General features: G+C 71.8%; 23 protein-coding genes and 1 tRNA gene. 12 read left to right on the top strand and 12 right to left on the bottom strand.

Annotated elements, in window-relative coordinates; genetic code table 11:
• Positions 1–335 precede the first annotated feature (335 nt).
• From WYO_RS23515 to WYO_RS23485, 7 genes are all read right to left on the bottom strand, one after another.
• Positions 336–427 (bottom strand) — tRNA-Ser (locus WYO_RS23515).
• 12 nt (positions 428–439) lie between these two features.
• A complete protein-coding gene (locus tag WYO_RS23510) occupies positions 440–1,249 on the bottom strand; it encodes a glycosyltransferase family 2 protein (RefSeq protein ID WP_047170915.1) in 810 nt (269 codons plus the stop codon).
• Between the two features lie 32 nt (positions 1,250–1,281).
• The gene (lysA, locus tag WYO_RS23505) at positions 1,282–2,550 is read right to left on the bottom strand and encodes a diaminopimelate decarboxylase (protein WP_007567258.1); all 1,269 of its coding nucleotides are present in this window, start codon (positions 2,548–2,550) and stop codon (positions 1,282–1,284) included.
• Positions 2,551–2,683: 133 nt separating this feature from the next.
• Positions 2,684–3,025, bottom strand: coding sequence for a lipoprotein (locus WYO_RS23500; protein ID WP_007567256.1), 342 nt, complete (start codon positions 3,023–3,025; stop codon positions 2,684–2,686).
• A 146-nt stretch (positions 3,026–3,171) separates the two neighbouring features.
• Positions 3,172–3,474 (bottom strand): hypothetical protein, encoded by a 303-nt coding sequence (locus WYO_RS23495; RefSeq protein WP_007567254.1) that lies wholly within the window; start codon positions 3,472–3,474, stop codon positions 3,172–3,174.
• A gap of 127 nt (positions 3,475–3,601) precedes the next feature.
• Complete coding sequence (locus tag WYO_RS23490; protein WP_007567252.1) at positions 3,602–4,291, bottom strand: hypothetical protein; 690 nt, start codon at positions 4,289–4,291, stop codon at positions 3,602–3,604.
• Positions 4,292–4,400: 109 nt separating this feature from the next.
• On the bottom strand, positions 4,401–5,021 hold the full coding sequence (locus WYO_RS23485) for a DUF1134 domain-containing protein (RefSeq protein WP_007567251.1): 621 nt from the start codon (positions 5,019–5,021) through the stop codon (positions 4,401–4,403).
• Between the two features lie 357 nt (positions 5,022–5,378).
• Between WYO_RS23485 and WYO_RS23480 the strand changes: the two genes are divergently transcribed.
• Positions 5,379–5,840, top strand: a complete 462-nt coding sequence (locus tag WYO_RS23480; RefSeq protein ID WP_007567248.1) for a YHS domain-containing (seleno)protein — start codon at positions 5,379–5,381, stop codon at positions 5,838–5,840.
• Here WYO_RS23480 and WYO_RS23475 read toward each other — a convergent pair.
• Both WYO_RS23475 and WYO_RS23470 read right to left on the bottom strand, forming a co-directional pair.
• Positions 5,821–6,690 (bottom strand): 3'(2'),5'-bisphosphate nucleotidase CysQ, encoded by an 870-nt coding sequence (locus WYO_RS23475; protein WP_244424280.1) that lies wholly within the window; start codon positions 6,688–6,690, stop codon positions 5,821–5,823. The genes WYO_RS23480 and WYO_RS23475 overlap by 20 nt on opposite strands.
• Before the next feature lie 142 nt (positions 6,691–6,832).
• On the bottom strand, positions 6,833–9,769 hold the full coding sequence (locus WYO_RS23470; protein ID WP_007567244.1) for a bifunctional [glutamine synthetase] adenylyltransferase/[glutamine synthetase]-adenylyl-L-tyrosine phosphorylase: 2,937 nt from the start codon (positions 9,767–9,769) through the stop codon (positions 6,833–6,835).
• A gap of 443 nt (positions 9,770–10,212) precedes the next feature.
• On the opposite strand from WYO_RS23470, the gene WYO_RS23465 reads away from it, so the two are divergent.
• The 8 genes from WYO_RS23465 (at position 10,213) to WYO_RS23430 (ending at position 18,584) form a co-directional block, all read left to right on the top strand.
• Complete coding sequence (locus WYO_RS23465; RefSeq protein ID WP_007567242.1) at positions 10,213–10,923, top strand: histidine phosphotransferase family protein; 711 nt, start codon at positions 10,213–10,215, stop codon at positions 10,921–10,923.
• A 103-nt stretch (positions 10,924–11,026) separates the two neighbouring features.
• Positions 11,027–13,807 (top strand): hybrid sensor histidine kinase/response regulator, encoded by a 2,781-nt coding sequence (locus WYO_RS23460; RefSeq protein WP_007567240.1) that lies wholly within the window; start codon positions 11,027–11,029, stop codon positions 13,805–13,807.
• Between the two features lie 45 nt (positions 13,808–13,852).
• A complete protein-coding gene (locus tag WYO_RS23455) occupies positions 13,853–14,344 on the top strand; it encodes a chemotaxis protein CheW (RefSeq protein ID WP_007567238.1) in 492 nt (163 codons plus the stop codon).
• An 11-nt stretch (positions 14,345–14,355) separates the two neighbouring features.
• Positions 14,356–14,748: a response regulator gene (locus WYO_RS23450; protein WP_007567237.1), complete on the top strand. Its 393-nt coding sequence runs from the start codon at positions 14,356–14,358 to the stop codon at positions 14,746–14,748.
• 46 nt (positions 14,749–14,794) lie between these two features.
• Positions 14,795–15,988: a chemotaxis-specific protein-glutamate methyltransferase CheB gene (gene cheB / locus WYO_RS23445; RefSeq protein WP_007567235.1), complete on the top strand. Its 1,194-nt coding sequence runs from the start codon at positions 14,795–14,797 to the stop codon at positions 15,986–15,988.
• The gene (locus tag WYO_RS23440; RefSeq protein WP_007567233.1) at positions 15,985–16,851 is read left to right on the top strand and encodes a protein-glutamate O-methyltransferase CheR; all 867 of its coding nucleotides are present in this window, start codon (positions 15,985–15,987) and stop codon (positions 16,849–16,851) included. Before cheB ends, WYO_RS23440 begins: the two co-directional genes overlap by 4 nt.
• Before the next feature lie 180 nt (positions 16,852–17,031).
• Positions 17,032–18,048, top strand: coding sequence for an asparaginase (locus WYO_RS23435; protein ID WP_007567230.1), 1,017 nt, complete (start codon positions 17,032–17,034; stop codon positions 18,046–18,048).
• A 5-nt stretch (positions 18,049–18,053) separates the two neighbouring features.
• Positions 18,054–18,584, top strand: coding sequence for an isochorismatase family protein (locus tag WYO_RS23430; RefSeq protein WP_007567229.1), 531 nt, complete (start codon positions 18,054–18,056; stop codon positions 18,582–18,584).
• Positions 18,585–18,590: 6 nt separating this feature from the next.
• Here WYO_RS23430 and WYO_RS23425 read toward each other — a convergent pair whose 3' ends face one another.
• From WYO_RS23425 to WYO_RS23415, 3 genes are all read right to left on the bottom strand, one after another.
• Complete coding sequence (locus WYO_RS23425) at positions 18,591–19,190, bottom strand: sigma-70 family RNA polymerase sigma factor (protein WP_007567227.1); 600 nt, start codon at positions 19,188–19,190, stop codon at positions 18,591–18,593.
• Positions 19,187–19,462, bottom strand: coding sequence for a NepR family anti-sigma factor (locus tag WYO_RS23420; RefSeq protein ID WP_007567225.1), 276 nt, complete (start codon positions 19,460–19,462; stop codon positions 19,187–19,189). Before WYO_RS23420 ends, WYO_RS23425 begins: the two co-directional genes overlap by 4 nt.
• A 553-nt stretch (positions 19,463–20,015) precedes the next feature.
• A complete protein-coding gene (locus WYO_RS23415; RefSeq protein WP_007567223.1) occupies positions 20,016–20,456 on the bottom strand; it encodes an Lrp/AsnC family transcriptional regulator in 441 nt (146 codons plus the stop codon).
• 228 nt (positions 20,457–20,684) lie between these two features.
• Here WYO_RS23415 and WYO_RS23410 point away from each other — a divergent pair, with 228 nt between their 5' ends.
• The 3 genes from WYO_RS23410 to WYO_RS23400 all read left to right on the top strand — a co-directional run bounded on the left by WYO_RS23410 (position 20,685) and on the right by WYO_RS23400 (position 24,173).
• On the top strand, positions 20,685–21,941 hold the full coding sequence (locus WYO_RS23410; RefSeq protein ID WP_007567221.1) for a D-amino acid dehydrogenase: 1,257 nt from the start codon (positions 20,685–20,687) through the stop codon (positions 21,939–21,941).
• Between the two features lie 18 nt (positions 21,942–21,959).
• Positions 21,960–23,123, top strand: coding sequence for an alanine racemase (alr, locus tag WYO_RS23405; RefSeq protein WP_244424278.1), 1,164 nt, complete (start codon positions 21,960–21,962; stop codon positions 23,121–23,123).
• Positions 23,124–23,264: 141 nt separating this feature from the next.
• Complete coding sequence (locus WYO_RS23400; RefSeq protein WP_007567217.1) at positions 23,265–24,173, top strand: LysR family transcriptional regulator; 909 nt, start codon at positions 23,265–23,267, stop codon at positions 24,171–24,173.
• Positions 24,174–24,183 lie beyond the last annotated feature (10 nt).

Raw genomic sequence — 24,183 nt, 5'->3', positions numbered from 1 at the left:
CGGGTGGACTGGGCCGATTGCGGGGATCGGCTTAAATCGAGGCCACGAAGCTGGGGCTTCAGCTGCGCCAGAGGCGGCTCTTTCGAGCTTCGTGTATCGAAACAGGGTCGCAGAGCGCCGTGGCCCTCCCGCTGACACAGTCCGCGCTCTATCGGTGCAGTATGAGGCCCGTCCTGCTCCGTCGCCGGTGCGGACAGGGCCGCTTTCGGTGTCCCCGTGCGACACAGCCCGCACGCGCAGCTTGCAAGCCGCGCGCCCGCCATCCCAGACAAAGGGAGTGCCGCTCAGCGAAAGCAGTTGGGAATGAAGGCCGATTTTGGCGGCCTACAGCCAGTTGGCGGAGACGGAGGGATTCGAACCCTCGATACCCCTTTCGGGGTATGCTCATTTAGCAAACGAGTGCCTTCAGCCGCTCGGCCACGTCTCCGGCGCTCTGGCTCTAGAAGGTCGGATCGGGCGGGTCAACCCGATCCGGGCCCGTCGTTGTGCGGCGGCGGCGTTCGTAGTGCTTGGCGATGCGCAGATGCCGCGACATGGCGTAGTTCATGGCCGTCAGGAAGCCGTAGGTGCCGCGCAGGAGGTGGCGCCGGCCGAGATAGGCCTTGAGGAAATTGCCCGGCAGCTCGACGAAGACCCGCCAGGTCGGAATCACCACGCCCCGGGCCTCGAGGTCGTCGGCCTGCTGGTCGGAATAGCGGTTGAGCTTGTCCAGCTGGTCGCCCAGGGAGCGCACCGAGAAATGGTGAATCACCCCCCGGAGACGGCCGGGCTTCACCCCGGGCTCCAGGGCGACCCGGTCGTGGACCGGGGAGGGAACGTAGCGGCCGCGGTCCTTGCGGTAGAGCCGCACCGGCGTGAGCGTGTAGGCCCAGGGATGGGGCCGGCCCTCGCCGGGAAACACCTCGGCGATGCCGATCCGCCAGGCTGGCCGGCTCGGCTCGCCGGCGGCGAACAGGGCGCGGATCTCGGCGGCGAGCGCGGTTGGGACGACCTCGTCGGCGTCGAGGTTCAGGAGCCAGACGTGCCGGCACTGCTCCTCGGCGAAGCGCTTCTGCGGGCCGTAGCCCGGCCAGGGATTGTGGATCACCCGGGCGCCGAGGGAGGCCGCGAGCGCCTGGGTACCGTCCGTGGAGCCGGAATCGACCACCACGAGGTCGTCGGTCAGGTCGCGCACCGCCCGGATCGTCGCGCCGATCCGATCGGCCTCGTTCCGGGCGATGATGAAGATCGACAGGGTCAGCGGCGCCACGTCGCTCGCCGGGGCGTCCATCGCCGCGTCGGTCACGCCAGCCAGTCCGGCACCCGGTCGAGGGCGATGAGATCCGCGACACCCACCCGCGGGCGCACCACGGCCGCCCGGTCGCCCCGCACCAGCACCTCCGGCACCAGGGGGCGGGTGTTGTAGGTGCAGGCCTGGACCGCCCCGTAGGCGCCCGCGCTCATCACGGCGATCAGGTCGCCGGCCTTCACCGCCGGCATCTCGCGGTTGAGGGCGAGGTAGTCGCCGCTCTCGCAGACCGGGCCGACCACGTCGGCGACCATCCGGGGCGTGTCCGGCCCCGGTTCGGCCACCGGGCGCAGGCCGTGATAGGCCTCGTACAGGGTCGGGCGGATCAGGTCGTTCATCGCGGCGTCGACGATCACGAAGGTGCGGCCCTCCGAATGCTTCACGTACAGCACCCGGGTCACCAGGATTCCGGCATTGCCGCAGATCATCCGGCCGATCTCGAAGACCGGGCGCAGGCCGAGCGGCGCGAAATGCGGCCGCAGGGTCGCGGCCAGGGCGGCGGGGTCGGGCGGCGGGGCGTTGTCGTCCCGGTACGGGATGCCGAGGCCGCCGCCGAAATCGATGTGCTGCAGGGGATGGCCCGCGGCCAGGAGCTGCCGGGCGAGGTCGGCGAGGAGCCGGGCGGCGCTGGCGAAGGGCGCCAGGTCAGTGATCTGGCTGCCGATATGCATGTCGACGCCGTGGACCGCGATCCCCGGCAGGGCGGCGGCCGCGGCGTAGACCTCCGGGGCCCGGGTGATCGGGATGCCGAACTTGTTCTCGTACTTGCCCGTGGAGATCTTGGCGTGGGTGCCGGCATCCACGTCCGGGTTCACCCGCACCGAGACCGGTGCCGTCAGGCCGAGACCGGTCGCCGTCTCGGAGAGCTGGGCCAGTTCCGGCTCGCTCTCGACGTTGAAGCAGAAGATGCCGGCCCGGAGCGCGGCGACCATCTCGTCCCGGGTCTTGCCGACGCCGGAGAAGACGATCTTGGCGGGATCGACCCCGGCGGCGAGCGCCCGGTGCAGCTCGCCGCCCGAGACGATGTCCATGCCGGCGCCCTGGGCCGCCAGCGTCCGCAGCACGGCCTGATTCGCGTTCGCCTTCATGGCGAAGCAGACCAGCGCGTCGTCGCCCGCGAATGCCTCGGCGAACACCCGGTAGTGCCGCTCCAGGGTGGCGGTGCTGTAGCAGTAGAACGGCGTGCCGACCTCCGCGGCGAGGCCCGTCAGGTCGACGTCCTCGGCCTGCAGGCGGCCGTCGCGATAGTGGAAATGGTGCATCTCGGCCGTGTCTCTCCTGCGCGCCGGAGCGCGGGTGTTTCCCGTGAAACATCCCGGCCGCCCGCTGTCGGGCGCCCATCGCGGAGGGGCGCGGAACGGCGCAGGCGCGGAGCGATGCCCCGGCCTCCGCCGTCTACAGCAGCGGATCGAGAATGAAAGGCTCCTTGGGGATCCGATAGCCGCGCTTGGCGCCGCGGCTGGTCTCGACCGGGGCGCCCGTGCCGCCCGGGGGAATCGCCGCGATGGCGACTTCGTCGCCGGCCTGCACGCCGGCGGGCGTCGGCTCGGCGGCGCCGCCGCCCAGCCCGACGGAGACCGGCAGGGTCCGGCGGCCGTTGACCGAGTCGGTCGATGTCTGCGCGGCCGGGGCCGAGGTCTGAGGCGGCTCGAGGGAGCCGCGGCGTCCGCAGGCGGAGACCGCGACGGCGACGAGGCCGGACGCGGCCAGGAGCTTCAGGGCGGGAGACGACAACATCGCGCGAGGGTCCGGCGGGCTCGGCGCCGGCGCTCGAGGCCGGCGGGGAGCCTCACCTTAGCGGTTGCCGGGCGCGTGCGCGAGCGCGCAGCCGCCACACGCCTCCCGGCCTCGCTTCACCAGGTCCGGCCGCGAGGCTGCGCGCCTCAGCCGCGCTGCTCGCGGGTGCCCTGCGCGCCCTGCTTGCCCTTGCCGGGGGCGTCCTGCTGCTGCTGCGCCTCGTAGGCGTCGATCGCCCGACGGCAATTCTCGCTGAGCTTCTTCCAGTTCTTCTGGAAGCAGGCGTCGGTGGCCGGATCGTCGGGGGCGAGGTTGCCGCAATAGGTCAGGTAGTCGCCGGTGCAGTACTTCTTCAGGGTCTCGTTGCCGCGCTTCGACTGCTGCGCCGCAGCCGGGAGCGTCAGGGCGGCGGCCGCCGCGACGGCGAGAAGGATTGGCTTCAGGCGCATGGGGATACGTACCATCTCTCGGAGTCAGGAATGTCGGGATAAGTCCCGGTTGCGATGATGCCTTTGCATGGTCGAAACAAGGCAACCGACGAACGTTTCTCGGTGAGGATCCGTCCTGGCAGCCCGGTCAGACGCGCTCGGGTTGCGGAGCCGGGAATGCCGCCCGGGGCATCCGGTCCTGGCCGGTCAGGGCGTCGGCCACCTCGGTGATCCGCCGGCGCAGGTCGGCGTTCTCGCGCTCGACGCCGCCCTGGCGATCCGCCAGGTTCTGGGCCAGGGCCTCCTCGGCGGCCTTCAGGCTGGCGCGCAGATCGTCGCGCTCGGCCGCCAGAGCGGTGGAATCCTCACCCTGAGGCCGGTCGGCGCCGCGGCCCTGCCGAATCGCCAAAAGGCTGTCGAGCAGGTCGGCATGCGCCTCCTCGAGGGCGCGCAACGTGGCGAAGCTCGCGGTGCCGTCCTCGCGGGCGCTGCTCAGTTCCGCTTCGAGCTCACGGGTCTTGGCCTGGGCCTGCGCGATCTCGGCATCCCGCGCGGCGACGTCGCGGGCCAGGGCCGCCGCCCGCATCGCACCGGCGCCGATCGCGGCGAGGTCGGCGTGGCGCTTGGCCTGCACGGTCTCGACCCGACGCTCCAGACGGCGCTGCTGCACGGCGAATTGCGCGCGCAGGAAATCCCGCTCCGCGGCGATCTCGGCCGGCGACAGCGGCAGCCGTGCCTCCGCACGCCGCCGCGCCAGGCGCGCCGCGCGCGCGTTCAGCGCCGGGAGCAGCAGGAGGCCGCACAGGCTCGCCGCCAGGAAGCCCAGCGCGAAGATCATCACCGTTTCGATCACGAGGGAGCAGCCCGCGCATGCGGCCGGAAAGCCCGGCCCAGTGTCAGTCTAACCCAGGTCGGTCGCCAGGGCGAAATCAAGCTACGCTCATCAATCAGAACGGGTTCCAGGTCGCCTCGCGGGTGAACTTGAGATAGCCGACATTGATGCCGAGCCGTGCGCCGACGCCGCTGCGGATCGGCACCACGATGATGCGGTCGCTCACCACCGCGGTCATGCCGAAGCCGCCGACCAGATAGGCCGAGCCGTCGACCCCGCCGAAGCGCCGGAACAGCTCGCGCACGTTCGGCAGGTTGTAGACCAGCATCATGGTGCGCGCGCCGTCGCCGCCGACGTCGAAGCCGAGCGACGGCCCCTGCCAATAGACGCGCCGCTGGCCGGCATTGCGGGTGTAGAGCGTGCCCTCGCCGTAGCGGACGCCGGCCACCACCGCGCCTCCGCCCTCCTGCCCGAGGATGTAGCCGTTCGGCTCGCCCCAGCGCCGCCCCGCCTCCTCGACGGTGAGCGCCAGGCCGCGCGAGACCGAGCCGAAGAAGCGGTGGCCCGATTCGACGATCTCGCCGGGGCGGAATGTCTCGGGTGTGTCCGTGTCCTCGCCGCGCGCCAGCGCAGCCCCGACCCCGGCGAGGCCCGCCAGCGGCGTGCCGAGCGCCAGGCCGAGGCCCGCGCGGAGCAGGTGGCGGCGGTGGGTGCCGCGCTCGTCTCGTGCCGTCATCGTTGCCTCCTCACCCGGTTCGACGACCGCATCGGATCCGGGCCGATGCCGTCGGTCTTTGACTCCGCATCGTCTTTTTCCGAAAGCCGGTGTCCTGCTTTCGGGACGATGCTCTTACGGTTCCGCGGTGGATCCCTGCCGCCGCGCCAAAGGGCCGGCCTCGGCCGCACCTGCGACCGGGATCGGCCTGAGGACGGAGCCGCCATCCGGGACGGCGCGGACCGCTATGTCGGACCAGCTTCTGAGGGAAACCGCAAGATGTGGTTAACGCGCCCTGACGCCGCCCCGGCCTCGACGCAGGCGCGGCGTGGCAGGACCCGGCGCCATCTCGCGCCGCGATCGCGCCTGCGCGCTGTCATGGCTCCCGCCTTGGCGCTCGCCGCGATCCTGATGGCGGCCGGCATGCCGGCGGCCGAGCCGGGCGTGACCACGATCGAGCTGCTGGCGCTGAAGGGCTTCGACCCGGTCAGCTACTTCCTGAAGGAGGGCCCGCGGGCCGGCGCCGCGCGGTTCGAGCTGTCCTGGGGCGGCCGGGTCTGGCGCTTCGCCAGCGGCGCCGACCGCGCCGCCTTTCAGGGCAACCCGGAGGTCTATGCCCCGCGGCTCGGCGGCTTCGACGCCGCCGGGATCCTGGACGGCCGCCTGGTCGATGCCGACCCCCTGGTCTTCGCGGTGATCGACGAGCGCCTCTACCTGTTCCGGGATGCCGCGCGGCGCGCCCGGTTCCTGGCGGACCCCGAGCTGGTCCGGCAGGCGGAGGCGGCCTGGCCCGGCTTGCAGGACCAGCTGGATGTGCCGTTCAGCGATGCGCCGCGGTGAGAGGCTGCTCCGGCGCGCCGCCGGCTCCGCCGGGGGCGGGCAGGGCGAGGCCGGCGGCCAGCTCCGGATCGCCCAGGGCCGCGAACGGCCCGTTGCGGTAGCCGGCGCGGTAGCGCCCGTACAGGATCGGGCCGCCGCCCGGGATCACGACGCAGCCCCCGGCCGCGGCCAAAATATGGTCGCCGGCCGCCGTGTCCCATTCCATGGTCGGTCCGCAGCGGATGTAGACATCCGCCTCGCCGGCGGCGATCAATCCGAACTTGAGCGCCGAGCCGGATCGGCGGGTTTCTGACACGGGCAGGGCGGCGAGGCAGAGGGCGGTCTCGGGGTCGCCGTGCCGCCGGCTGCCCAGGGCCACGAGGCCGCTCGACGGCGCCGGGCGAACCCGCACCGGCCGGCCCGCGCCCGGGTGCCCCTCGATCACGGAAGCCTCGACGGTGGCATCGCCCGCCCACCAGGCCCGGCCCAGGCCCGGGGCCACGAGCGCGGCCGCCACCGGCCGGTCGCCCGCCACCAGGGCGATGTTGACCGAGTAATCCGGCGTCCCGGCCAGGAAGTCGCGGGTGCCGTCCAGGGGATCGACCAGGAAGAAGTGCTGCGACGGCCGCGCCGCCAGTTCGTCGGCTGCGGCGCTCTCCTCGGCGATGACGGCAATGCCGGGAAACCGCGCGGCGAGCGCGGCGACGATCAGCGCCTCGGCCTCGATATCGGCGGCGCTCGACGGCGAGCCGTCCGCTTTGAGGGCGTGCGGGCAGGGACCGCGATGATAGCGGCGCAGCACCTCTCCGGCGGCGCAGGCGATCTCGGCGAGCGCCGCGGCGATCCGCTCGCGCTCAGGCCCCGAAAACATCGCCGCGCTTATCATGTCGCCTCCCATACCCGCCTGCATGCCCGAGCGGGTCGGGCTTGTCGACATGTCGGGCCGGGGACCGGTTCCGTTGCGGGGTCTCGATCGCGGACGGCCTGCCGAGTGGATCCGGGTCCGACGCCCGCTACCGCGTCGATGCCCCGATCACCGTCCGCTTGATCCGGGCGAGCAGCGCGCAGGTCCGGCGGCGGTGGCGATGCAGTTCGGCCGCGAGGCTGCGGGCATCCGGCAGGCCCACCGCCTTGGCGATCTGCCGAGCCGCGCTGTCCGAGGGGGTGGAGCCGGGATCGGCCATCACCAGCCGCTGCCACTGGTAGACCGCGTCGAGGAACGCGTAGGTCTCGGCCAGGGGCTCGGCGATGGCAGAGGCCAGGATACCGCGCTCTCCGGCCAGCCGGAGCACCGCCTCGCCGGAGAGGCCGGGGCCGTCGGTCTGGATCTGGGGGGCGCTCAGCACGATGGATTGGGCCAGGAAGTCGAGGTCGAACAGCCCGCCGGGGGCGAGCTTGAGGTCGTAGGGACCGGCATGGCCGCGCTCCTCGGCGACGAGCCTGCGCATCTCTCCGGCCGAGGCGCAGACCTGCGCGGGATCGCGCGGCTGCCCGACGGTCTCGGCGATCGCCGCCCTGACCGCCGCCCCGAGCGCGGGATCGCCCGCCACCACCCGGGCCCGGGTGAGGGCCATGTGCTCCCAGGGCTCGGCGGCCTCGCGCTGATAGGTGACGAAGCCGTTGAGCTGCACGGCGGGCGGGCTGTGGCTGCCGTAGGGCCGCAGGCGCAGATCGACCGCGTAGAGCCGTCCGCGGCGCGTCGCGGTGGTGAGCGCCGCGTAGAGGCGCTGCGCCAGGCGGTTATAGGCCACGACCGCGTCGAGCGGGCGCGGGCCGTCGGTCATCCGGTCGTCCGGATCGAAATCGTACAGGAAGACCAGATCGAGGTCGGAAACCGCGCTGAGCTGGCGGGATCCGAGCCGCCCGAGGGCCAGGACGCAGCACCGGCCCTTGGGCACGGCGCCGTGGTCCTGGGCGAACCGCCGCTCCTCCGCTTCGAGGTTCAGCGCGACCGTGGCCTCCGCGAGGGCCGAATAGGCCTCCCCGGCCTGACGCGGCGTGATCAGGCCGGACAGGAGGCGCGCGCCGGTGACGAAAGCCATCTGCCGGGTGGCGTCCCGGCAGCGGTCCAGAAACTCCTCGTGGCTCGCCGGCTGCCCGACCAGCGCCCGGTACTGGTCGCGCACCTGATCGGGGCCCGGCGCCGGCGCCACGAAATCGGGGTCGAGCAACGTGTCGAGGACGTGGGGGCTGAGGCTGACCGTGTCGGCGAGATGGGGCGAGGTCCCCAGGATGTCGGCGAACAGGAGGCGCAGGCGCTCGTGCGAACGCAGGATGGCCAGGAGCTCCGCCACCGCGGGCATCCGAGCGAAGGCTCGGTCGAGAGTGAGCAAGGCCGCGTCCGGATCGGCGGTCCCGCCGAGCGCCCGCAGGAGGCTCGGCAGCAGCTCGGCCAGGATCTCCCGCGCCCGGCCGGTCTGGAGCGCCGGACGGCGGCCGACATGCCAGCCCTGCACGGTCTCCCAGGCGAGCCGGGGATCGCGGAACCCGAACGTTGCCAGGGCCTCCAGGGTGGCGGGGTCGGGCTCGCTCTCGCCGAAGACGAGGCTGTCCTCCGGGGCGCCGTCCCCCGGCGCGGTCTCGAACAGCAGGGCATAGTGCGCCTGGACGCGGCCGGCATGGTGCAGCAGCGCCGTCTCGAAATCCCCCCGCGTGTCGAACCCCGCGAACCGCGCCAGCGCGTCGAGCGCCGCATCCCCGGTCGGCAGCCGCTGGGTCTGCTCGTCGCGGATCATCTGGATCCGGTGCTCGAGGGTGCGCAGGAACCCGTAGGCCGCCGTGAGCTCGTCGCGCGCCTGGGCGTCGATCCAGCCCTCCTCGACGAGACGCCCGAGCATCTCGACGGTCCGGCGCCCCCGCAAGGCGGGCTTGCGGCCGCCGAACACGAGCTGCTGGGTCTGGACGAAGAACTCGATCTCCCGGATGCCGCCGCGGCCGATCTTGATGTCGTGGCCGGCCACCGTGATCGTGTCGTGGCCGCGGACCATGTGGATCTGTCGCTTCATCGCGTGGATCTCGGCGATGGCGGCGAAGTCGAAGTGCCGGCGCCAGATGAACGGCGCGAGATCGGCCAGGAACGCGGCGCCGGCCGGGATGTCACCGGCGATCGGCCGGGCCTTGATGAAGGCGGCGCGCTCCCAGTTCTGGCCCAGCGTCTGGTAGTAGTCGAAGGCGAAGCCGGTGGAGAGCGCCACCGCCGTGGAGCCCGGATCCGGGCGCAGCCGGTAGTCGATGCGGTGGACGTAGCCGTCGGCGGTGCGCTCGGACAGGAGCTTCACCAGGCCCTGCGCCAGCTTGACGAAGAACGCCTTGGGATCCCCGCCGGTGGCGGCCGCGGCGCGCTCCGCCTCGTAGAAGACGATGAGGTCGATGTCGCTGGAATAGTTCAGCTCGGCCCCGCCATGCTTGCCGAGCGCCAGGACGACCAGCCCGGAGCCGACCTGCGGGGCCTCCGGGTCCTGCGCTCGGAACCGTCCGGCCGCCATCCCCTGCCGGAGCAGCGCGTCGGTGGCCGCGCTCACCGACGCGTCGGCGAAGGCGGACAAGGCCTGGACGACCGCGTCGAGATCCCAGCAGCCGCCGAGATCGGCCAGCGCCACCAGGAGGGCATGCTCCTCGCGGTTGCGGCGGAGCCGGCGGGCGACCTCCGCGAGGTCGGGATTCTCGCCGCAGGCGCCCCCGACGGCGCGCTGCCGCGCGATGATCGCCCGGCTGGCGACCTCCGGCGGCTGTCCCATCAGCGCGACGAGGCGCTCCGGCGCGCGGGTGACGGCCTGCCAGAGGAACGGCGAATGGTCGGCCAGCCCGAGCAGCAGGGTGCGGCAGGCCGGGGTGAGGAAACCGGCCGGGAAGGCCGGCTCGATCTCGGCGAGGCGCGCGCCGGCCGCGTCGGGGTCGGCGGGTTGCAAGCTGGGCCGCAGGCTCTCGGACAATGGGGGTTCGGGCTGCATGGGGTGCCGCCTCAGCGTGGTTGGCTGCGTGGGGATGCCGGGGGCCGGCCGGCGGCCGCGCCGGGAGGCGCCGGGGCTTTAGGGGCCGTGGTTCGGCCGGCGGTCTCGCGTGTCACGCCGATTCCTCCCTGGCTCGAGCCGGGCCCGAACGGGCGCGACCCCGGGACTGCTCGCGGTCCGCATCGTGGCCGATCCGCGTTGGCCGGCACCGTACCCGATCCCGGCGCGGCCGGCACCGGTGCCGGCCGGTAACGCTTTTCAAAGCCGAACGTGGCGTCTATCCGTGCGGACCGGTCCATTGCCCCCGGCCCGACCGGCGGGCCGCGCGGGATGTTTCGCGGGGACTCGACCGCCATGTCGGGCGGCCAAGGATCGGCGGCTCCAAAGCGACGGGCCGGCCCGCAGATTGTTCGACCTCCAGATCCGCCCGCCCGGAGCGCACCATGTCCTCCCCGAACGCACCCCGCCTGAATCTCGACGGCCTCGACCTCGCCGCCCTGCTCTGCTCCCGCGTCTGCCACGACGTGATCAGCCCCGTCGGCGCGATCGTGAACGGGCTGGAGGTGCTGGAGGACGACGATGACGAGTCGATGCGCACCTTCGCCCTCGAACTAATCGGCAAGAGTGCCCGCCAGGCCTCGGCCCGGCTGAAATTCGCCCGCATCGCCTTCGGTGCGGCCGGATCGGCCGGCGCCTCGATCGACCTCGCCGACGCCGAGAGCGTGGCCAAGGGCATGTTCAGCGACGAGAAGACCAAGCTCGCCTGGAGCGCGCCGCAGGCCCTGTTCCCCAAGAACAAGGTGAAGCTGCTCCTGAACCTCGTGATGATCGCCACCTCGGCGATCCCGCGGGGCGGTCTGATCGACGTCACCGTCTCGGGCGACGGCGAGGCGCCGACCCTCGTGCTCACCGCCAAGGGCTCGCATGCCCGCATCCCGCCCCATGTCGAGGAGCTGATGGCCGGCAGCCCGGAGAGCGGCACCGTCGACGCCCACGGCATCCTGCCGTTCTATGCCGGCCTCGTGGCGCGGGCCGCCGCCATGGATGTGCGATTCGCCATCGAAGGTGATGAAGTGACGATCACGGCCTCGCCGACAGTGATCGCGGCACCCACGGAGGCTGGTGACGAAGCTTCCGATACCGCGCTGGCGTAAAAAACTGGAAAAGCATGGGGTGGGGAGGGGATCGAAACGCTTCCCTAACCCGGCTTGAGTAAGTACGTTGCGCGAGAGCCTCTCCGTGTAACGAGTATCGCCTATGGACGACCTGCTTCGTGAGTTCCTGACCGAGAGCGGGGAGCACCTCGACACGGTCGATGCTGAACTGGTTCGGTTCGAACAGGATCCGAATAACCAGACGATTCTGCGGAACATCTTTCGCCTCGTCCATACGATCAAAGGAACCTGCGGGTTTCTCGGCCTGCCGCGCCTCGAAGCCTTGGCGCATGCCGCCGAGACCTTGATGGGCCGCTTCCGGGACGGCCTGCCGGCCACCTCCGAATCGGTCACGGTGATTCTCTCGACCCTGGACCGGCTCAAGGCGATCCTGGCCGATCTCGAGGCCACCGGCACCGAGCCGGCGGGCTCCGACGACGATCTCATCTCCGAGCTGGATCGCCTGGCGTCGGCCGAGCCTGAGCCCCAGGCCGCGCCCGCCCCGGCGCCCGAGCCGGTGCTGCCGGACCCGGTCTCGCGCGAATTGAAGCCCGGCGAGGTGACCCTCGACGAGCTGGAGGCGGCCTTCCTGGCGGCCCCGGGCCCCGGCGAGGCTGACTTCGCGGCGCCGGTTTCGGCCCCCGTCGAGGCGCCGAAGGCCGAGGCTCCCAAGGTTGAGGCCCCCAAGGCCGAAGCCCCCAAGCCGGCGGCGCCCAAGGCCGTGGAGCCCAAGCCGGCGGCCCCGAAGGCCGAGCCGGCCGAGGCCGAGTCCGCCAGGGCCGAGCCCGCGGGCGACACCGAGGCGGTGGTGGCCACGGAGACCACGGCGGCCGGGAGCAAGATCCAGACGATCCGCGTGAACGTGGATACGCTCGAGCACCTGATGACCATGGTCTCGGAGCTGGTGCTGACCCGCAACCAGCTCCTCGAGATCGCCCGCCGGCACGAGGATTCGAGCTACAAGGTCCCGCTCCAGCGCCTGTCCCACGTCACGGCCGAGCTGCAGGAAGGCGTCATGAAGACGCGCATGCAGCCGATCGGCAGCGCCTGGCAGAAGTTGCCGCGCGTCGTGCGCGACCTCTCGGCCGAACTCGGCAAGCAGATCGACCTCGTGATGGTCGGCGCCGAGACCGAGCTCGACCGGCAGGTCCTTGAGGTGATCAAGGACCCGCTGACCCACATGGTCCGCAACTCGGCCGATCACGGCCTCGAATCGACCGCCGGGCGCATCGCGGCGGGCAAGCCGGCCCGCGGCACGATCCGTCTCGCCGCCTATCACGAGGGCGGCACGATCACGATCGAGATCGCCGACGACGGCAAGGGTCTCGACCTCGCGGCGATCCGCAAGAAGGCGGTGGAGCGCGGGCTGGCGGCCCAGGCCGATGTCGAGCGGATGACCGACGCGCAGGTCGCCAAGTTCATCTTCGACGCCGGGTTCTCGACCGCGGCGGCGGTCACGTCGGTGTCGGGCCGTGGCGTCGGCATGGACGTGGTCAAGACCAACATCGAGACCATCGGCGGCATCATCGACATCGCCACCACGGCGGGCCGCGGCACCACCTTCACCATCAAGATCCCGCTGACGCTGGCGATCGTGGCCGCCCTGATCGTGCGCGCCGGCGAGCATCGCTTCGCCCTGCCGCAGGTGGCCGTGCTCGAGCTGGTCCGGGTCGATGCCGGGGCCCAGCGGGTCGAGCGCATCAACGGCTCGCCGGTGCTGCGCCTGCGCGAGCGGCTGCTGCCGATCGTCTCGCTCACCGGCCTGCTCGGGCAGTCGGGCGGCCAGGGCGACGAGACGGCCCAGGCGGGCTTCGTGGTCGTGGCCCAGGTCGGGCGCGAGCGCTTCGGCATCCTGGTCGACGAGGTCTTCCACACGGAGGAAATCGTCGTGAAGCCGATGTCGGCCAAGCTCCGGCACATCCCGATGTTTGCCGGCAACACGATCCTCGGCGACGGCGCCGTGGTGCTGATCATCGATCCCAACGGCGTGGCCCGGCAGGTCGCCCAGGGGGTCCAGGGCAGCAGCGGCCACGCGGATTCCGACGCCGAGGCGGAGGCATCCGAGATGGGCGATACCAAGACCACCCTGCTGGTGTTCAAGGGCGGCCAGGGCAGCTTCAAGGCGGTGCCGCTCTCCCTGGTCACGCGCCTCGAGGAGATCGAGTGCGACAAGGTCGAGTGGCTCGGCGGCCGCCCGCTGATCCAGTACCGCGGCCGGCTGATGCCGCTGGTCCCGGCCGATCCGGCGATCACGATCCGCTCGGAAGGCACGCAGGCCCTGGTGGTGTTCTCCGACGGCGAGCGGGCAATGGGCCTCGTGGTCGACGAGATCGTCGACATCGTCGAGGAGCGCCTGGACATCGAGATCGCGGCCGACCGTTCGGACCTGATCGGCTCGGCGGTGCTGCGCGGCCGCGCCACCGACATCATCAACATCGCCCACTTCCTGCCGCTCGCCTACGACGACTGGGCCCGCGGCCCGAAGCGGGCGGAGCAGGTCTCGACCCTGCTGCTGGTCGACGACTCGGCCTTCTTCCGCGACATGCTGAGCCCGGTGCTGAAGGCCGCGGGCTACCAGGTGGTCACGGCGGCGAGCACCGATGCCGCCCTGTCGATCCTCCAGTCGGATCCGCGGATCGAGGTCGTGGTCACCGACCTGGAAATGCCCGGCCGCAGCGGCTTCGATCTCGTCGCCGCCATGCGCAGCGGCGAGCCGCGGGTCGCCGGCCTGCCGGTGATCGGCCTCACCGGGACGGTGGGCGCCGATGCGGTGGAGCGGGCCCGGTCCCTGGCGATCACCGACCTCGTGGCCAAATTCGACCGCAGCGGTCTGATCGCGGCCCTGGCCGAGATCAACCCCACCGCCGTCTCCCAAGCCGCCTGATCCCGGCTCAGCCCGCCATACGACGATCGAATCCGGAGAGTTCTGATGCAGGCTGCCAATGCCAACGGCGCCGAGACCGGCCCAACCGACGACTACGTCACCGTCTTCGTGGGCGACACCCTGTTCGGCCTGGCGATCGAGCGGGTCCACGACGTGTTCGTCCCCTCGGGCGTGACGCCGGTGCCCCTGGCGCCGTCCGAGATCGTCGGCCTGCTCAACCTGCGCGGACGCGTGGTCACCGCCGTGTGCCTGCGCCGGCGCCTGGGCATGCCCGACGCCGAGACCCAGGACGACAAGGCCAATCCCAAGATGGCGATCGGCCTCGAGCAGGGCGGCGAGACCTTCGCGCTGGTGGTCGACGGCGTCGGCGAGGTGCTGAAGCTCGGTACCGACAGCCGCGAGGCGGTTCCGATCAACCTGGATCCGCGCTGGCGCAACCTCGCCACCTGCGTCCACCGCCTCGACGGTCGCCTCCTGGTGATCCTCGATGTGGACGCGCTCCTCGGCTTCAGCGCTGCCGGCGCGAAGGCGGCGTAAGGAGAGGAGGGATGAAAGCGCCACACGAGACGACCTGCCTGGTGGTCGACGATTCCGCGGTGATCCGGAAGGTCGCGCGGCGGATCATCGAGGCCCTGGGCATGAATGTGAGCGAGGCGGAGGACGGCAGCGCCGCCCTCGAAGTCTGCGCCGCCAGCATGCCGGACGCGATCCTGCTCGATTGGAACATGCCGAACATGGACGGCTACACCTTCCTCCAGGCGCTCAGGCGGAGCGAGGGGGGGACGACGCCGAAGGTCCTGTTCTGCACCACCGAGAATGATGTCGGGGCGATCGCCCGGGCCCTCCGGGCCGGGGCCGACGAATACATCATGAAGCCCTTCGACCGCGATATCCTCGCGGCCAAGCTCGAACAGGTCGGCCTCGTCGCCGACGCCGCCTGACTTCGACGCCGACATCATCCAAGACCCAGTACCCGAGGCAATCATCATGGCCCTGAGCCCCGCGGTCGTCCCACTCCGCAGTCCGCCTGCGCAATCCACGACCTCCGCCGCGGCTCCGATCCGGGTGCTGATCGCCGATGATTCCGCCGTCGTGCGCGGCCTCGTCGCCCGCTGGATCACCGAGGCCGGGTTCGAGGTCGCCGGCACCGCCTCCAACGGCCGCATCGCCCTGGAGATGATGGCCAAGCACGATCCGGACGTCGTGCTGCTCGACATCGAGATGCCGGAGCTCGACGGCACGACGGCGCTGCCGCGCATGCTCGCGATGAGCCCGAATCTCCAAGTCGTGATGATGTCGACGCTGACCACGCGGAACGCCGACATCTCCCTGAAATGCCTCGCGCTCGGGGCCGTGGACTACCTCGCCAAGCCCGAGAGCAACCGCGGCGTCACCACCTCGGAGACCTTCCGGGTCGAGCTGATCGAGCGGGTACGGGTGTTCGGCGCCGCCCGGGCTCGCGCCCGGCGTCCGGCCGGCGCCCCGGGGACCGCACCGGCCCCCGCCCACGCGGCCCCCGCGCTGGCGCCCGCCGCGCCGGCACCGCGGCCGCCCACCCCGTTCACCCTCCGGCCGAAGGTCCGCAACCGGACCCAGCCCCGTGCCCTGCTGATCGGCTCCTCGACCGGCGGGCCCCGCGCGGTGGGCGAGATGCTGGAGGGGATCGGCGCCGCCGCCCTGCGCCGCGTGCCGGTGCTGATCGTGCAGCACATGCCGCCGATCTTCACCGCCGTGTTCGCCGAGCACCTCTCCACCCGCACCGGGCTGCGCGCCGCCGAGGGCAAGGCCGACGAGCGCCTGGAGGCGGGCCGGATCTACGTGGCGCCGGGCGGGCGCCATATGGGGCTGGTGGCCGGGTCCAACGGGCCAACGATCCGCCTCACCGACGGGCCGCCGGTGAATTTCTGCCGCCCCGCCGTGGACGTGCTGTTCAAGGACGCGGCCGTGGTGTTCGGCGCCGCCACCGCGACGGTGATCCTCACCGGCATGGGCTCGGACGGCACCAACGGCGCCCGCGCGCTCACCGATGCGGGCGGCCCGGTCCTCGCCCAGGACGAGGCGACCAGCACCGTCTGGGGCATGCCCGGCAGCGTCGCCCGGGCCGGCCTCGCCGAGGCCGTGCTGCCACTCCCCGAACTCGCGACGGCGCTGCGCGCCCTGATCACGGGGCAGCCGTCATGACCGAGCTCGAGTTCGAATACCTGCGCACCTTCCTCAAGCAGCGCTCCGGCCTCGCGCTGACCGCGGAGAAGCGCTACCTCGTCGAGAGCCGGCTGACCCCGGTCTGCCGCCGCTTCAATCTCGCCGCCCTGGGCGACCTGATCGGCGCGCTCAAGCTCGGCCAGGACGGGGCGATCGAGCGCGCCGTGGTCGAGGCGATGACCACGAACGAGACCTTCTTCTTCCGCGACCGCATCCCGTTCGACCTGTTCCGCGACACGATCCTGCCGGAGGCCCTGGCGCGCAACGCCAGCAAGCGCCGGCTGCGGATCTGGTGCGCGGCGGCGTCCACCGGCCAGGAGCCCTATTCCCTGGCCATGCTGCTGCAGGAGGCCGGGCCCAAGCTCGCCGGGTGGCAGGTCGAGATCGTGGCCACCGACCTGTCCACCGAGGTGATCGAGAAGGCCAAGCTCGGCCTCTACAGCCACTTCGAGGTGCAGCGCGGCCTGCCGGTGCAGTGGCTGATCAAGTACTTCACCCAGATCGGCGAGCAGTGGCAGATCGCCCAGAGCCTGCGCTCCATGGTGGATTACCGTCAGCTCAACCTGCTGCACAGCTTCACGTCCCTCGGTCAGTTCGACGTGATCTACTGCCGCAACGTGCTGATCTACTTCGACGCGCCGACCAAGTCGGACGTGCTGGCCCGGCTCGCCGCCCAGCTCGCGCCGGGGGGCGCCCTCCTGCTCGGGGCGGCCGAGACGGTGATCGGCCTGACCGACCGGCTCAGCCCGAACCCGAAGCAGCGCGGCCTCTACGGCCATGCCGAACCGGTGGGCCGTACCCCCGAGATGGCCGCACCCATGCGTGTCGCCGCCGGCGTCTGAGCACCCAGCCCGCTGCCGGTCCGAGCCGCGTTCGGACCGGCAGCCGTTCCCCATCCCGATCGACGCCCCATCGCCGGGCGCATCGCCCGCCTGCGCGCGCCGGGGTCGACCGTGGCCGAGTGAGACGGCATCACGGACCTGACGGGACCGGCGGATGGCCGGACGGCCAGGAGACACGGCATGGCGGCAGGACACGGGGCGGGATTGCCCAAGGTCGCGTTCATCGGCACCGGCGGGACGATCTCGTCCCTCGGGCGCGATGCGCTCGACATCCTCGACTACACCGCCACCGACCGCCGGCTGGAAGCGGGCGCGATCCTGGGCGCGGTCCCGGAGCTGTCCGCGGTCGCCACCGTGGTCCCGGTGCCGTTCCGGGCGGTCCCGAGCCCGGCGATCGGGTTCGCCGAGTGGCGCGACCTCGTCCTGCTGTGCGAGCGGACCGCCGCCGCGCATCCGGATCTCGCCGGCATCGTCATCGGGCACGGCACCGCCACCCTGGAGGAGACCGCCTACGCGCTCAGCCTCACGCTGACGGTGGACCTGCCGGTGGTTCTCGTCGGCTCGCAGCGGCCGATGAGCGCCCTGTCTACCGATGCGAAGCTCAATCTCGTGGCGGCGATCCGCACCGCCGCCGCGCCGGCCTCCCGCGGCCGGGGCGTGCTGGTGGTGCTCAACGACGAGATCCAGGCCGCCCGCGAGGTGACCAAGACCTCGGTGGCCCGGCTGCAGACCTTCCGCACCCCGGATTTCGGCGTGCTCGGCCAGGTCGACGGCGACAGCGTCCGGTACTACCGCCGCTCCGAGCGGGCCCACGCGCCCGGCACCCCGTTCGATATCCGGACGCTGCCCGCCCTGCCGCGGGTCGACGTGTGCTACGGCTACGCCGATGCCGACGGCACCGCGGTGCGGGCGTTCCGGCAGGCGGGGGCGCGCGGCCTGGTCGCGGCCGGGCTCGCCCCGGGCATGATGCCGCCGGCCGAGGCCGACGCCTTGGAGGAGGCCGCGGCAGCGGGCATCCCGGTGGTGATGTCGACGCGGGCCGGCAGCGGGGTCGTGCCGCTGACCACGCGCCTGCGCACCCGCGGCATCCTCAGTGCCGACAACCTGACCCCGCAGAAGGCCCGGATCCTGCTCGCCCTGGCTCTGACCGTCACGACGGAGCCCGAGGCGGTCGCGCGCCTCTTCGCGACCTACTGACCCCGATGCCCTTGATCGATCCCGCCCGGTCCCTCCTCCTCGTCATCGACATCCAGGTCCGGCTGATGCCGGCCATCGCGGATGGCGCCGGAGTGATCGCCAACACGGACCGCCTGATCGCGGCGGCCAAGCTGCTGGACGTGCCTGTCCTGTTCACCGAGCAGAATGCCGGCGGGCTCGGGCCGACCGTGCCGGAGCTCGCCCCGGAACCCGGGGCGGCCTTCGCGAAGATGAGCTTCGGCGCCGCCCAGGCGCCGGGCTTCCTCGACCGGATCGGGGACCGCGACCTCGTGGTGGCGGGCTGCGAGGCGCATATCTGCGTGCTGCAGACGGTGCTCGGGCTCCGGGAGGCCGGGCGGCGCGCCAGCGTGGTGGCGGATGCGGTCGGCTCGCGCCGGCCCGAGAGCCGCGCCGCCGGCCTCGCCCGGATGGCGGCCCATGGGGCCGAGATCGTCACCACCGAGATGGTGGTGTTCGAGTGGCTCGGCACCGCCCGGCACCCGCGCTTCCGCGAGGCGGTCAAGCTGATCAAGTGACCTTGCTCAGCCGCCGTCGAGGGCCGCCCGGGTGCGGGCATCGGTGCCGATATCGTCCGGCCCCTCAAGACCCAGGACCTCGATCAGCCGCAGGCGGGCGCGGCTGACCCGGCTCTTGATCGTGCCGACCGCGACGCCGCAGATCGCGGCCGCCTCCTCGTAGGTGAAGCTCTGGGCCCCGACCAGAACCAGCGCCTCCCGCTGGGCATGGGGCAGGCGGTTCAGGGCGGACTGGAACTGCGCCATCTCCATCCGGACTTCCTGTTCCGGCAAGGAGGTCAGCTTGCCGGCGAGCACGCCGTCGGCATCCTCCACCTCGCGCTTGCGCTTGCGCTGCTCCGAGTAGAACAGGTTGCGCAGGATCGTGAACAGCCAGGCCGTGAGGTTGGTCCCCCGCCGGAAGCTGCCGGCATTGACCCAGGCGCGCACCAGCGTGTCCTGCACGAGGTCGTCCGAGCGGTCGAGGTCGTAGGTCAGCGAGAACGCGAAGGCGCGCAGCGCCGGGATCGCCCCGAGCAGGAGATCGCGCATCTCGGCATCGACGCCCTGGGGCGGTGGCGGCCCGGAATTGCTGCCGGCGGGAGCGGCTTGGGTCATCATCATCATCGCGGAGCCTCCGTGTCGGAGCATGCGGCGAGGTCGTCGATCAGCGTCCGGAGCCGCTCCGGGATCGGCAGGGCCAGAACATCGGCGTAGTGCAGGCGCAGGCCGCGCCCGATCCGGGCCCGGGCCGCGTCGTTGATCGGCCGGCGCCCGTGCGCCGGCCCTGCGGCCGCGCCATCGGGCACGGGGGCATCGCCGCCCGCCAGCGCCAGCCCGTCCCCGGCCGCGTCTCCGGCGGCGCGCGTCACCGTCCGCCCGTCCTTGCCCTGGCTCATGATAGCGCCCCGACCATCGGCGACGCGGCCCGAGGGGCCGGCGCCCCGCCGCCCGGTCTCGCGACCCGCCCGACGGAGACGCGATTCATCGCCTTCCGGCGGCGCTGGTAGGCGCGACGGATTTAATCGGTTCTGAATTTCACATTCATCAAATCTTAATGTCGGTATTCGTCAGCTCGACGGTAATTTTTTGACGGTTATTTCAGATACAAACCAGAAATACTTATCTGAGCTTGGCCGTAAGCCAGGATCGCGCGCGGGGGCTGAACGAAGGCTGAGCGCAAAGACCCGAAGGCCCGATCCGCGCAGGCCGCGGACCGGTCCACGCGCGCTTGGTCGGGGCGGAGCCCGTCGGATTGCCGACGCTGGGGCTGCGCGACCGATCCTGGCCGCCGAAGGCTCGACGGGTATTCGGATGATGGCGCCGTTGGAGAGGATCCGACTCGTCGGACCGCTCAGCTGAAACATTGATCGATCGATATCACGCGTTGCGAAAGACGCGCCGCTGTCCGGCAGGTTCGGGGGCGGGCCCAAGTCGAGGGGCTGGATTCGATCAGCGCCCGACGACGCTCCGGATCGTGAAGCTGGATTGGATCCGGGACACGCCCGGCAGCTTCGACAGCACGGATCGGTGGAGCCGCTCGTATTCCCCGGCATCGGCCACCCGGATCCTCAGCAGGTAATCCGAACTGCCGGTCATGAGGTAGCAATCCTGGATGTCCGGGCAGCGGCGGACGGCGGCCTCGAACCGGTTCAGGTAATCCTCCGTCTGCCGCTCCAGCTCGATCTGGGTCATCACGACGAGGCCCGAGGCGGCCGATGCGTCGAGCAGGACGGTGTAACCCCGGATCGTCCCGTCCCGCTCCAGCATCCGCAACCTGCGCAGGCAGGCGGAGGCGGATAGGCCGACGCGCTTGGCCAGGGCCGCGTTGGGCATCCGGGCATCCTCGCGCAGGGCGTGGATGATGGCCGTGTCGATCGCATCCTGTGGCATGGCGCAACGATCTGTCGTCCGGTCGCAAATCCTGTCGTTGCATGGCATCGCTTTCGCAGACCATGCAACACGTTCGCAGCATCGTGCGCGGGTTTCGATGTTCGATACATCTCGGCCCGGGACCGCGCGACGCGGGTCCCGCGGACCCCGCCGAGCATTCCGCGATCGCGGCGGCTCGGGCGGCGGGTGAGCGCCGAATGCGGATGTTCGGCGCCGAGGAGAGCGGACATGCGGGTCTTGGTCCTGGGAAGCGGCGTGGTCGGCGTGTCCTCTGCCTATTATCTGGCCAAGGCCGGCCATGAGGTCACGGTGATCGACCGGCAGCCCGCCTCGGGCCTGGAGACCAGCTTCGCCAATGCCGGGCAGGTCTCGCCCGGCTATTCCGCCCCCTGGGCCGCGCCGGGCATTCCGGTCAAGGCGATGAAGTGGCTGATGATGCGCCACCGCCCCCTGGTCCTGTGGCCCTCCGTCGAGCCCCGCCTCTACGGCTGGCTCGCCCGCATGCTGGCGAACTGCACGGAGGAGGCCTACACCCGCAACAAGGGGCGGATGGTGAGGCTCGCGGAATACAGCCGCGACGTCCTGCGCGACCTGCGCGTCGAGACCGGCATCGCCTACGACCACCGCGAACGCGGCACGCTGCAGCTGTTCCGCACCCGCAAGCAGCTCGATCACGTCGGCGACGACACCAAGGTCCTGGACGCCTACGGCGTCGCCTATCAGGTCCTGGACCCGGCGGGCTGCGTCGCCGCCGAGCCGGCGCTCGGCCGGGTGAAGGACAAGATCGTGGGCGGGCTGCGTCTCACCGGGGACGAGACCGGGGATGCCCACCTGTTCACGCAGAGGCTCGCCGCCATCTGCGAGGGGCTCGGCGTCACGTTCCGCTACAACGTGACGGTGACGGGGCTCCAGGCTTCGGGCGGCCGCGTGACCGGCGTCGCCTGCGGGTCCGAGGTGCTGCACGCCGACGCCTATGTGGCGGCGATGGGCAGCTTCACCCCGGCGCTCCTGCGACCGCTCGGGCTGAACCTGCCGATCTACCCGGTCAAGGGCTACTCCCTGACGCTCCCCGTGACGGATCCGGAGGCGGCTCCCGTGTCCACGGTGATGGACGAGACCTTCAAGGTCGGCCTGACCCGGCTCGGCGACCGCATACGGGTCGGCGGCACCGCCGAGCTCGCCGGCTTCAGCCAGGCCCTGCGCCCGCCCCGTCGCGCGACCCTGGAGCGCTGCGTCCACGACCTGTTTCCGGCCGGGGGCGACCTCGGCCGGGCGACCTTCTGGACCGGCCTGCGCCCGATGACGCCGGACGGGACGCCCATCGTCGGGGCGACCCGGTACGACAACCTGTATACCAATACCGGCCACGGTACCCTCGGCTGGACCATGGCCTGCGGGTCGGGCCGGCTCCTCGCGGACCTGATGTCCGGGCGGGCGCCCGACATCGCCCACGACGACCTCGCCGTCAGCCGTTACGCGGCCTGAGGCCCGGTGGATGCGCGCGTGCGGGATCGGGAGGCGACGGGGGTGCAGGCGTTCGACGAGGGCGGGAATCCGCATGCCGGGGCGATTCTGACGGTCGACCTCGACGCCATCGCGGCCAATTACCGGCTCCTGTCCCGGCGCCTCGGGACGGCGGAATGCGCCGCGGTGCTGAAGGCGGACGCGTATGGCCTGGGCGCCGCGCGCGTCGCCCCCGTCCTGTCCGCGGCCGGCTGCCGGACCTTCTTCGTGGCCCATCTCGACGAAGGGATCGCGCTGCGGCGGCACGTGCCCCGGGAGGCCGCCGTGTGGGTCCTGCACGGTGCCCCGCGCGACGCTGAGGCCGAATGCCTGGCGCACGGGCTGGTCCCGGTCATCAACACGCCGGGCCAGCTCGCGCGCTGGTCCGCGCTGGCCCGGGCGCGCGCCTGCAAGCTACCGGGGCTGTTGCAGGTCGATTCCGGTATGAGCCGCTTCGGCCTGTCTCCCGCCGAGCTCGCGGCCGTCGCGGATCGGGCGGGCGAGCACGATGCCGTGGACTGGCGTCTGGTCATGAGCCACTTGGCCTGCGCGGACGCCCCCGACAGCGACGTGAACCCGGCGCAACGGTCCCGATTCGAGGATGCGCGGCGCCGGCTCCCGCCCATGCCGGCCAGCCTCGCCGCCTCCTCCGGGATCTTCCTGGGGGCGGATTACCATTACGATGTGGCGCGGCCGGGCGCGGCCCTGTTCGGGGTGGCGCCCGTTGCGGGGCGTCCCAACCCGCTGAAGCCCGTGGTCAAGCTGGAGGCCCGCGTCCTGCAGGTGCGCGACGTGCCGGCCGGGACGGCGGTCGGATACGGCTACACCGCACGGACCGCGCTGGCGTCGCGCCTCGCGACCGTGGCAATCGGCTATGCGGACGGGTTCCTTAGGAGCGCCAGCGGGCGCGGCGCGGCCTGGGCGGGCGGGGTCGCGCTGCCCATTCTCGGCCGGGTGTCGATGGACAGCATCGTGGTGGACGCCTCGGCGCTCCCGGCCGGGGCGCTGGCCGAGGACGACGCGGTCGAGATCATCGGCCCGCACCGCTCCCTGGACGCGGTCGCGGCCGATGCCGGCACCATCGGCTACGAGGTGCTGACCGGCCTGGGCGATCGGTTCGACCGCCGGTACCTCCACGGGGCGGACGCCGCCGCCCCGACGTGAGGGACGGGCGGCGGGCCTCGCCCATAGGCCACCGGCCGCGCCGGACAGGAGAAGGTCGTTGGGCAGAAGCCGTGGTTCGGGCCTGTCGATGCCTGCGCATGCCTTGATATGCGGGGGACCAAAGCGCACGCTTGCCCGGCGATGAACGATCGAGCGCTGCGATACTTCCTGGCCGTCGTCCGGACCGGCTCCGTCCGAGGCGCCGCGGAAGCGCTCAACGTCGCGGCCTCCGCGGTCAGTCGCCACATCAGCGAGATGGAGGCCGAGTGCGGCGAGAATCTCCTGGAGCGGCTGCCGCGCGGCGTCGTGCCGACGGAGGCCGGGCGCATCGTCGCCCAGCACGCCCAGCGCCAGGCCGACGAGGCCGCCCTCCTCGAGGACAACCTCAAACGGCTGCGCGGCGTCCAGCAGGGAACGATCCGGCTCACCTGCGGTGCAGGCTTCCTGGTCGACCTGCTCGATAACGGCCTGGCCAACTTCGTCACCGCCTATCCCGGGATCTCGTTCCAGGTCTCCCTCGGGACCACGGACAGCGTGCTGTCGGCGGTCGCCCAGGGCGATACGGATATCGGCCTCGCCTACAACCCGCCGGCCCATCCGGACGTGCGCGGCGTCGTGTCGGCGCGGCAGCCGCTGCTGGCCGTCCTCCCGAAGGATCATCCCCTCGCCGGCTCCTCGACCCCCGTGGGCCTGCGCACCTTCGCCTCCGAGCCGGTCGTCCTGCTTCCCTCCGACCACGGCGTGCGCCAGCTCCTGGGGCGCGTCGAGGCCGATGGCGGCTTCCGGCTCGTCGCGCGCCTGGAGACCGCGTCTTTCGAGATGCACAGGCGCTTCGTGACGGCGGGATTGGGCGTCGCGTTCCTGCCGCGTTTCGCCGTCGCGGCCGAATTGCAGACCGATGCCGTCACCGTTCTCCCGCTGCTCGACCCGGTCCTCTCCGAGGCGAGCGCGCACCTCGTCGTGCGCTCGGGACGGCGGTTGCCGGAAGCGATGGGCCGGCTGCTGGGCTGGCTCACCGAACACCTCGTCGCCTTCCAGCCGCAGCGCTGAGTGTTGCTTT

The organism is Methylobacterium sp. GXF4 (assembly GCF_000272495.1).
GTDB classification, from domain to species: Bacteria; Pseudomonadota; Alphaproteobacteria; order Rhizobiales; family Beijerinckiaceae; genus Methylobacterium; species Methylobacterium brachiatum.
The sequence above is the reverse complement of the archived record's forward strand: the minus strand, read 5'-3'. Positions and strand labels throughout refer to the sequence as shown.